The 9,562-nt window shown below is 31.9% G+C and carries 9 protein-coding genes; 7 read left to right on the top strand and 2 right to left on the bottom strand.

The window, feature by feature from the left end; translation table 11 throughout:
* Nucleotides 1-641: 641 nt before the first annotated feature.
* Nucleotides 642-1,103: a hypothetical protein gene (locus KSU54_RS17965; protein WP_003539068.1), complete on the top strand. Its 462-nt coding sequence runs from the start codon at nt 642-644 to the stop codon at nt 1,101-1,103.
* A gap of 83 nt (nt 1,104-1,186) precedes the next feature.
* Here KSU54_RS17965 and KSU54_RS17960 read toward each other — a convergent pair whose 3' ends face one another.
* The gene (locus KSU54_RS17960; RefSeq protein WP_003539066.1) at nt 1,187-1,999 is read right to left on the bottom strand and encodes a purine-nucleoside phosphorylase; all 813 of its coding nucleotides are present in this window, start codon (nt 1,997-1,999) and stop codon (nt 1,187-1,189) included.
* Between the two features lie 78 nt (nt 2,000-2,077).
* On the opposite strand from KSU54_RS17960, the gene KSU54_RS17955 reads away from it, so the two are divergent.
* Nucleotides 2,078-2,230, top strand: coding sequence for a DUF1653 domain-containing protein (locus tag KSU54_RS17955; protein WP_224209057.1), 153 nt, complete (start codon nt 2,078-2,080; stop codon nt 2,228-2,230).
* Between the two features lie 85 nt (nt 2,231-2,315).
* Nucleotides 2,316-3,548 (top strand): HD domain-containing protein, encoded by a 1,233-nt coding sequence (locus KSU54_RS17950; protein WP_003539060.1) that lies wholly within the window; start codon nt 2,316-2,318, stop codon nt 3,546-3,548.
* A 9-nt stretch (nt 3,549-3,557) separates the two neighbouring features.
* Here KSU54_RS17950 and KSU54_RS17945 read toward each other — a convergent pair whose 3' ends face one another.
* The gene (locus KSU54_RS17945; protein ID WP_039884522.1) at nt 3,558-5,435 is read right to left on the bottom strand and encodes a transglycosylase domain-containing protein; all 1,878 of its coding nucleotides are present in this window, start codon (nt 5,433-5,435) and stop codon (nt 3,558-3,560) included.
* A 55-nt stretch (nt 5,436-5,490) separates the two neighbouring features.
* Here KSU54_RS17945 and KSU54_RS17940 point away from each other — a divergent pair, with 55 nt between their 5' ends.
* From KSU54_RS17940 to rpoE, 4 genes are all read left to right on the top strand, one after another.
* Nucleotides 5,491-5,871 (top strand): DUF1934 domain-containing protein, encoded by a 381-nt coding sequence (locus KSU54_RS17940; protein WP_224209058.1) that lies wholly within the window; start codon nt 5,491-5,493, stop codon nt 5,869-5,871.
* 1 nt (nt 5,872) lies between these two features.
* The gene (gene cls / locus KSU54_RS17935) at nt 5,873-7,393 is read left to right on the top strand and encodes a cardiolipin synthase (protein WP_003539054.1); all 1,521 of its coding nucleotides are present in this window, start codon (nt 5,873-5,875) and stop codon (nt 7,391-7,393) included.
* Between the two features lie 71 nt (nt 7,394-7,464).
* Nucleotides 7,465-9,126, top strand: a complete 1,662-nt coding sequence (argS, locus tag KSU54_RS17930) for an arginine--tRNA ligase (protein WP_117792445.1) — start codon at nt 7,465-7,467, stop codon at nt 9,124-9,126.
* A 14-nt stretch (nt 9,127-9,140) separates the two neighbouring features.
* On the top strand, nt 9,141-9,482 hold the full coding sequence (gene rpoE / locus KSU54_RS17925; protein ID WP_003539051.1) for a DNA-directed RNA polymerase subunit delta: 342 nt from the start codon (nt 9,141-9,143) through the stop codon (nt 9,480-9,482).
* Nucleotides 9,483-9,562 lie beyond the last annotated feature (80 nt).

Genomic DNA, 9,562 nt, shown 5'->3' with positions numbered 1-9,562 from the left:
TGGTATGTCAGATATTTCTAAAAGTTTCAGTTTTTCTTCTAATGCTGTTAATTTTATTTTAGCTTCTTGTAATTTTCTTTCTTTTAAGTTCGTATTTAACACCTCATTCTTATTATAAATATTTTGTGTATTAAAGTTACTTATGATGTAATCTAAAGTCTAATTATTGATTAAATATTTAATTTTTATTTTTTTGTGCTATTATCGATATTAGGGGATGGATTTATTATAAAAATATACATAAACACAAACCGTTAATACTAAACTTTTTTAATCCTCCCTCATGTCTGGAACTCTCTAAACTCCAGACATTTTTATTATATGATAGAGAGGTATTTGGAGGATAATTTTTAGCCTGAAGAAACAATATAAAATATACTAAATTAGTAACAAATTAGTAACAAACAGCTTGAAACCCGCATTCTAGCGTGTGTTTTTTTTCAAGACTTGAAATTTTTTCATGGTTTATTAAAAATAATGAGCTTTACGATTAGTCCGTTAATCGGTTAAATGACTAGTATTTATTAGGATTTGTATTATTTTTATAGATTTTGTAAATATCATTAGAACTTAGATAATATAAAGATTATTTAAAATAAAAAAATATTTTTATGATATAATAGCTTGTGGAGGAGAGGATAATGCAACAATTAAAGAAATTTATTTGTTTATTACTATTTCTTTTTATAATGACAGCCTGTCAAGAAAAAATAGCATATGATAAGGAATGGGCGGCAAATTTTGCACAGCAGCAAGTTAAGGCTATGGATGGATATCGTCTGGAGGGAGTATATTTTTATCAAGGAAATCATATTAGGGTAAATGATCAAAAGGTTGGTAAGGCAGTTGTCGTGAAAGCAGTAGTTAGATACTATGATGTTTTTAAGGATCCAAACAAATATGAGCTTGTTTCTGTTTTTGATGAATCAAACATTGATTTAGCAGGACAAGGATATATTTACGGTGAAGATGGAGATAGGTTATTAGGGGTCGATCAAATAGATGTTTATGATTCCAATCAACCAATTAAGTATCTTCGGGCTATGGATGATAAAGACATTAGTGAAGTTAATCGAAAATTAAATACTGTGCAAATAAAATAAAAAAGCATCTTTAAATTGTTCCCTATAGAGTAAACACGATAAATGTGTTTTCTATAGGGTCAGTTTAGTATGATGCTTTTAGTTTACCAATTTTTTATAATGCCTTTTACTAAAGTAACTAGGTCTTTTTCTGCTTTATTAGCCGCTTCTACAACTTCTTGGTGATTTAATTCTTGGTTTGAAAGTCCTGCGGCTTTATTAGTGATCAACGAAATTCCCAGAGTTTTCATATCACAGTGACGAGCAACAATGGCTTCTGGTACAGTGGACATTCCCACTGCATCAGCACCTAAGGCTCTATATGCTAATATTTCTGCTGGTGTTTCATACATTGGGCCTTTAAAAAAAGCATAGACACCATCTTTTAAACTAATATTATTGTCATCGGCAACTTGATGAGCAAGTTTTCCTAATTTTCGATTATAGACTTCACTCATATCTTTAAAACGAGGGCCGAATTCATCGAGATTAGGACCACGTAGTGGGCTTGGGGCAAATAAACCAATATGATCTTTAATCAGCATAATTTGTCCAGGATTTAAATCTTCACGGATTCCTCCGCAAGCATTAGTTAAAATTAAATTATCAATTCCCAGTCTTTTAAATACACGAATTGGCAGTGTAACAATATCCATGTCATTGCCTTCATAATAATGAAAACGTCCTTTCATGGCAATTACTGTTTTATTTTCTAATGTACCGATAATTAACTTGCCGGCATGTCCAATGAGATTAGAAATCGGGAAATGGGGGATATCGCGATAATCTAATTCGATAGGATTTTCAATTTCATCTGCAAGTGGGCCTAGACCTGAACCGAGAATGATTGCTAAATCAATTTTTCCATGATATTGGGTCTTAATATAGTTTGTTGCTTCATTGATTTTAATGTACATATGTCATACCTCCTAGACTCAATTATAGCATAAACTTTTAAGATGTATTATAATGAAAATAGAAAAAGTGGTGAGAACGTGGAACGAAAATTAAAGACTCGACATTTATATCGACATTTCAAAGGCAAACTATATTATGTTATGAATATTGGGTTAGATAGTGAAACATTGGAGGAAGTTGTTATTTATCAAGCTATGTATGATGATAAAAAACATTTATTCGTCCTTTAGAAATGTTTTTATCAAAAGTTGATATAAAGAAGTACCCAAATGTAGAATAAACATATCGTTTTGAGGAATACGAGGAGGAAGACTGATGAATCAAGCGGCATATCGATTAGAACAGACGAAATTAACAGATAGTAAGGTTTTTCGTGATGCAGTACATAATTATATTCATGTAGATCAACCATTGATATTAGATTTAATCAATAGTCATGAAATGCAGCGACTTCGGAGAATCAAGCAATTAGGCGGGACGCATCAGGTCTATCAAAGTGCGGAACATTCGCGTTTTTGTCATTCTTTAGGGGTTTACTTTATTGCTCGAAAAATGATTTTTAATAGTGCAATCGGAGCCTATTTAAATGATTATGATAAGTTAACAGTAATGTGTGCAGCTTTACTCCATGATATTGGTCATGGTCCATTTTCGCATTGTTTTGAAGATGCCTTTGATTTAAACCACGAAGCATATACAATTAAAATTATTAACGGAAAGACCGAAGTACATGATCTTTTAGAAAAATTTGATCATGGTTTTTCACATAGAGTAAGTAGTGTTATTGAAAAAACACATCCTAATAAAATTTTAGTACAGATGGTTTCGAGTCAACTTGATGCTGATCGGATGGATTATTTACTTAGAGATTCTTATTTTAGTGGTACTACTTATGGGCAATTCGATTTATCCCGAATTTTACGAGTGATGGCTGTTTGTGATGGAAAGATCGTTTTTAAGAATTCTGGTGTACAAGCAATCGAGAATTATATTTTAGCCAGATATCATATGTATTGGCAAGTTTATTATCACCCCACAGCCCGGAGTTATGAACAGGTATTAATTAGTATTTTTAGGAGAATGAAAGATCTTTATGCAGCTGGTTATGATTTTGGAGATATTCGTTATTTAAAGCCGTTTCTTGATGGACATGTCGATGAAAATGATTATACTAAATTAGATGAGGGGATCGTTTTTTATTATTTTACAGTCTTAAAAGAAGGCAATGACGAGATTTTGAAAGATTTATGTACACGCTTTTTAGATCGACGATTGTTTATTTATCATGATCTGCTCGATCAACATGAAAAACAATTAGCTGAATCATTTTATGAAAAAAAAGGCTATGATCCTCGTTATTATGTTGTAAGTGATGATCAAAGCCAAGTTCCCTATCGTTATTATGGAAATACTGAAGAACTCAGTGAAATTGAAATATTAATTGATGAAGAACTCCGGTTTTTACCAGAAGTATCAGAAATTGTTGGGGCAATTGTAAATTCTAAGAAAAATAAAAATGATCATAAGATTTTCTATCCCGAAGTGTAAACTTCGGGATTAGTCTTTTTTAAACCAATAGACTGTACCATTTTCATCAAAATCACCGGTTAGTGGATTGATTGCAATCTGCTGTAGGTCTTCGGTTGGCTGATACCATGTAACATCTTTGTTTTCATTGGTATAGTTTAAAACATCGATAACGGTTTTTTTAGCAACAGTTTTGTCATCAGCTGTTTCCATTTTACGATTGTCATCGTAGCCGACCCAGCTGGCAACCAGGACTTGTGGATTATAAGCTACAGCCAGGTTATCAACATCGGTACTACCAGTTTTACAGGCGTTGATATTATCAAGTTGATAAGAAGCCATTGTTGCTTGAAGATAGGTACTAAATGTACTATTAAATGTAGATGTTAATAGCTGTGATAATTCTAAACAACTATCTTGCTCCAGCAATTGTTTATCTTCTTGTTCGTGCTGGTAAAGGACTTTACCATCATCATTAGTAATTTTTTCAATTGTATAGAGATGATTGTATTTTCCTTCACTAGCGAGACAATTATACATATTGGCAAGATTATATATGTTTGTATTTAAAGTCCCAAGTGCCAGTGAGGCATTTGCTTTGACGTCCTTGATTCCAAATTTTTTGATTAATGAAGCTAAGTTATCAGTTCCTAAAAATAGATGTGTTTTAACGGCGAAAATATTATCAGATACAGCAATAGCTTGAGCTAACGTAACATCTTTATATGCATATTTATCGTTAAAATTACTAGGACTGTAAGTGCTGTTATCGTCAAGTTTAAAGGTAGTAGGTTCACATAAAAATGTGGTTGCCGGAGTGAAACCGTTTTCTAGCGCCAGGTAGTATAACAAAGGTTTGATTGTACTGCCGATTTGTCGATTAGCTTGAGTGGCACGATTGAATTGTGAGCTGGCATAGTCTTTACCGCCGATAATAGCAAGGATTTTACTGGTATATGGTTCAACAACGATACTCGAGGTTTCGACTTTACTATCCTTAGTATATTCACTAGCACTTTTTTCCACTACTTTTTGGTAATCTTGATTAAAACTTGTATACACATTTAAACCTTGATTCAAATATGTATTGTTGTAGTAACCAAGTTCTTCGAGTTCATCAATAACGGTATCTTTATAGTAATTATTAGCCATATTATCATCTACTTTATGCGTTTCAGCAAGATTAAGATCGCTATCAAGAACCTGCTGTTTTTGAGTTACGGTAATTTCCTTACAGTCGATTAGAGCGTTTAAAACGATTGACTGTCGTTTTCGAGCTGCTTTAGCATCATTTAAGGGTGAGTAATAGGTTGGGCCATTAACTACTCCAGCCAACATACTGCTTTCATTTAAATCTAGTTCTTTAGCACTTTTACCATAAAAATATTGTGCAGCATTTTCAATACCATAAATTCCATGACCAAAATAAACGTTATTAATATATCCCTCGAGAATTTCATCTTTTGATAAACGTGTTTCTAACTGCATTGTCAAAAAAGCTTCTTTAATTTTTCGCGACCAGGATTTTTCGTTAGTTAAGTACAATAAGCGTGCATATTGCTGAGTTATCGTACTCGCTCCTTGAGATTTTTTTTGATTTGTGAAGTTTACTTTGAGGGCTCTCATGATTCCAATTGGATCAAAACCCCGATGGTCATAAAAGCGTTGATCTTCAATAGCTACAATACTTTCTTTAAAATAATTACTAACATTATTTAAAGTTACATAATGACCGGTATAGTCGTTGATCGACTGATAATAAATTTCTTGATTATCATCGTATAATTTTAAATAACGATTCTTGTTTAGATCCGGTTCCCCCATGCAATATGCAATAACATATAGTGATAGAAGTATGCCGGCTAAACTTGCTAAAATAGTTACAAATATTTTTACTAATTTTTTCATCATATCACCAAAAGTATTCTTGACGGATTTGTGTTATAATATGCACGGTGATAGAATGAAAAAAATAATTAAAGTAAATTATCGAAGTATTTTTAAATATGAAGAACATCAAGAAACTGTTAAATATGATGGTTCTGGTCATCTGGAGATAGGTGATGATAAAATTGTAGTCAGTTATCAAGATGAAAATAAAATAAAAATTGAATTAAGTGAAAATGAAGTTAAACTTCATAATGGGGCTAGTGTTTTGCATTTAGTAAGAGATCGTGATATTTTAAATCAATATGAAACTCCATATGGAGCAATTGCTTTAAAAACTAGATTAATTAGTTATGATAACGGGGATAATGTGAAAATAAAGTATGAATTATATGATGGAACTAATTTGATTAGTCAAGTATATGTCATGCTCAATTATTTAATATTGGAGAACTAAGATGAAAATACTAAAGTTTTTATCAAACCGGATCGTTGTATCGATTATTTTAATATGTGTTCAGATATTATGGCTAGCTTTATTTATGCGCTATATTTTTACTGATGCGACCTTATTAAAAGGAGTTTTTATTTTTTTAAGTGTGATCGTAACTTTATATATTATCAACAATGACGATGATGACCCCAGTTATAAGATTATTTGGTTAATTCCCATCTTATCTTTTCCGGTTTTTGGTGGTTTGTTGTATGTTGTTTTTGGTAATAAAAAGCCAGCTAAAAAGCTTCAAGAAGCCTTTGCTAATCAAGAAGAAGCTATTAGACCATTTATTTATCCAAATAAGATGGTTGAACAAATTGAGGATTTGATTGCAAAAGGACAAGCTAATTATTTAGTTCAAGAAAATTTTCCTATTTATAATAATAGTGAGATTAAATATTACCCTTTAGGTGATGATACATATCCAGATTTGTTGAAAGAATTAGCTAAAGCAAAACATTTTATTTTTATGGAATATTTTATTGTTGAAGAAGGTGAGATGTTTAATACAGTCTTAACGATATTAAAGCAAAAGGTTAAAGAGGGTGTGGAAGTACGGTTTATGTATGATGATATGGGCTCTTTGACAATGCTGCCATTTCGTTATTATCAAAAATTGGAAAGTTATGGAATCAAGTGTATAGCATTTAATCATTTTGTTCCATTTATTTCGGCAGTAATGAATACCCGTGATCATCGTAAAATTACGGTGATTGATGGAAATGTTGGTTTTAGTGGTGGTTTTAATCTGGCTGATGAGTATATTAATGCTAAAGTGAAATATGGACATTGGAAAGATACGGGGGTAATGATCAAGGGTGAGGCTGTATGGAATTTAACACTGATGTTCCTAACAACGTGGAATGCATCATTAAATACATTTGAAGATTATGATAAATATCATCCTCGTCATTATATATGTCCCGAAATAAGTCCAAATGGGTATATTTTACCATACGGCGATTCACCATTGGATAATAAGCCGGTGGGGAAAAACGTTTATTTAAATATGATTAATCAAGCACAAAAATATATTTATATTGATACGCCCTATTTAATCATTAATGATGAAATTAAAAATGCTTTGTGTTTAGCTGTTCGCCGGGGAGTAGATGTAAGGATCATCACACCTGGAATTCCAGACAAAAAAATGGTCTTTAAAGTAACACGCTCTTACTATGAACCACTTGTAAATGGCGGAGTACGAATTTACGAGTATACTCCTGGGTTTATTCATGCTAAGAACTTTGTTTGTGATGATAAAATTGCTACTGTTGGAACAATTAATTTGGATTATCGCAGTCTTTATCTGCACTTTGAATGTGGAGTCTATATGTATGATGTTCCAGCAATTAAAGATATTAAAGAGGACTTCTTGAAAACGATCGCTGTGAGTAAGGAAATGACCCCTGAAGATGTCGTTAAAGGGCGCTTTAGAGGGTGGCTAGAAGCAATCTTAAGATTATTTGCACCATTGTTATAAAAACATTGACTTCATGAGGGTTTAATGGTAATTTAATTAAGATATAGTGATTAGAAGATAGGAGGGCAATGATGGCAATTAATAAAATTGAAGCGACTTTAAAAGGGGCGCTTAAACAAGCAATAATAGCGTGTGGATTTGTTGAAGAATATGATCAAGAAAGTATTACAATTGAAATTCCTAAAGATAAATCACATGGGGATTATTCAACTAATCTAGCAATGCAGCTAACAAAATTATTAAAGAGAAATCCTCGCCAAATTGCTGAGGCAATTATTGAGGCTTTAGATAAAGAAAATGCCAATATTGAAAAAGTAGAGATTGCGGGACCGGGATTTATTAACCTATTCTTGGCAAAAGATGCAATGACATCAATCATTAAAGAAGTTTTAGAAGAAAAAGAAGCATATGGTACCACAACATATGGTCAAGGAACTAAATATAATGTTGAATTTGTTTCAGCTAATCCAACTGGCGATTTACATCTAGGACATGCTAAAGGGGCAGCAGTGGGTGATAGTATCTGCCGAATTATGAGTGCTGCTGGCTATGATGTGACTCGTGAATATTATATTAATGATGCAGGGAATCAAATTCATAATTTAGCGTTATCTCTATACGCTCGTTATAAACAAGCATTTGGGCAAGATGTTACAATGCCTGAAGATGGTTATCATGGTAAAGATATTATTGATATTGCAACAAAGATCAAAGAGATCGATGGTGATAAATATCTTGAAATGGATGAAGGTAAAGCAATTGTTTTCTTTAGAAATAAAGGAACAGAATATGAATTACAAAAGATTAAAGATATTTTAAATGAATTTAGAGTGTCGTTTGATGTTTGGTTTTCTGAAACATCATTATATGAAAATGATCGGGTCGTACCAACAATTGAAAAATTAAAAGCTGCTGGTTATACATATGAAGAAGAAGGGGCTTTATGGTTCAAATCAACTGAATTTGGTGATGATAAAGACCGGGTCTTAATTAAAAGTGATGGATCGTATACATATTTGACGCCTGATATTGCTTATCATCTAAATAAATTAGATCGTGGATACGAATATTTAGTTGATTTATTAGGGGCTGATCATCATGGTTATATTAATCGAATGAAAGCAGCTATTCAAGCTTTAGGTTATAATGCTGACCAGTTAAATATTGATATTATTCAAATGGTTAGAATGATGAATAATGGTGAACCAGTAAAAATGTCAAAACGAACTGGAAATGCTGTTACTATTAAAGACTTAATCGAAGAAATTGGTGTTGATGCTACACGTTATTTCTTTGTTTCTAAAGCTGCTAATACACCATTTGATTTTGATATTGGACTTGCTAAATCAAAGTCTAATGAAAATCCAGTTTATTATGCTCAATACGCTCATGCTAGAATGTGTTCGATTAAAGCACAGGCTGCTAAAGCAAACATTGATTATAGTGATAAGTATGATTTATTAGTTAATCCTAAAGAAATTGAATTAGTAAAGCATATTAATGAGTTTAGAAACGTAATTATTGATAGTGCGATCAATCGTACGCCTCACAAAATTACAAATTATGTTCAAAGACTTGCACAATTATTCCATAGTTTTTATAATGAATGTTATGTAATCGATGAAGATAATCTTGAATTAAGTGGACAAAGATTAGCTTTAGTTGAAGCTACAAGAATTACAATGGCTAATGCTTTAAATTTAATCGGTGTTAGTGCCCCAGAAAAGATGTAGGAGGATAATCAAGAATGGATAGTATGGATAAATATTATAATATGTCTATGGTTGATGTAGCATATGAATTAATGTCTAAAAAGAAATCAGCAGTTAATTTTTTCAAATTATGGGAAGAAGTATGTCAAATGAAGAAATTTGATGACGAACAAAAAGAAGATAAAGAATCTTTGTTTTATACTAATATTACCTTAGACGGACGTTTTATCACGGTTGGTGAAAATGCCTGGGATTTAAGAAGTCGTCATAAATTTAGTGATGTTCATATTGATATGAATGATATTTATGCTGATGAAGAAGAAACAGAAGAATTAGAAGAGGATGTCGATTCTACGATTGAAGATGATTATAATTAAGCAAAACGAAAGTTTTGCTTTTTGTTTACCTGTTCAAATTGAAAATTTGAACATATAGACTTAAGTCAGTTGAGCATACG

This window comes from Erysipelatoclostridium sp. MSK.23.31 (genome assembly GCF_019125875.1).
Classification (GTDB): Bacteria; Bacillota_I; Bacilli_A; order Erysipelotrichales; family Coprobacillaceae; genus Thomasclavelia; species Thomasclavelia ramosa.
The sequence above is the reverse complement of the archived record's forward strand: the minus strand, read 5'-3'. Positions and strand labels throughout refer to the sequence as shown.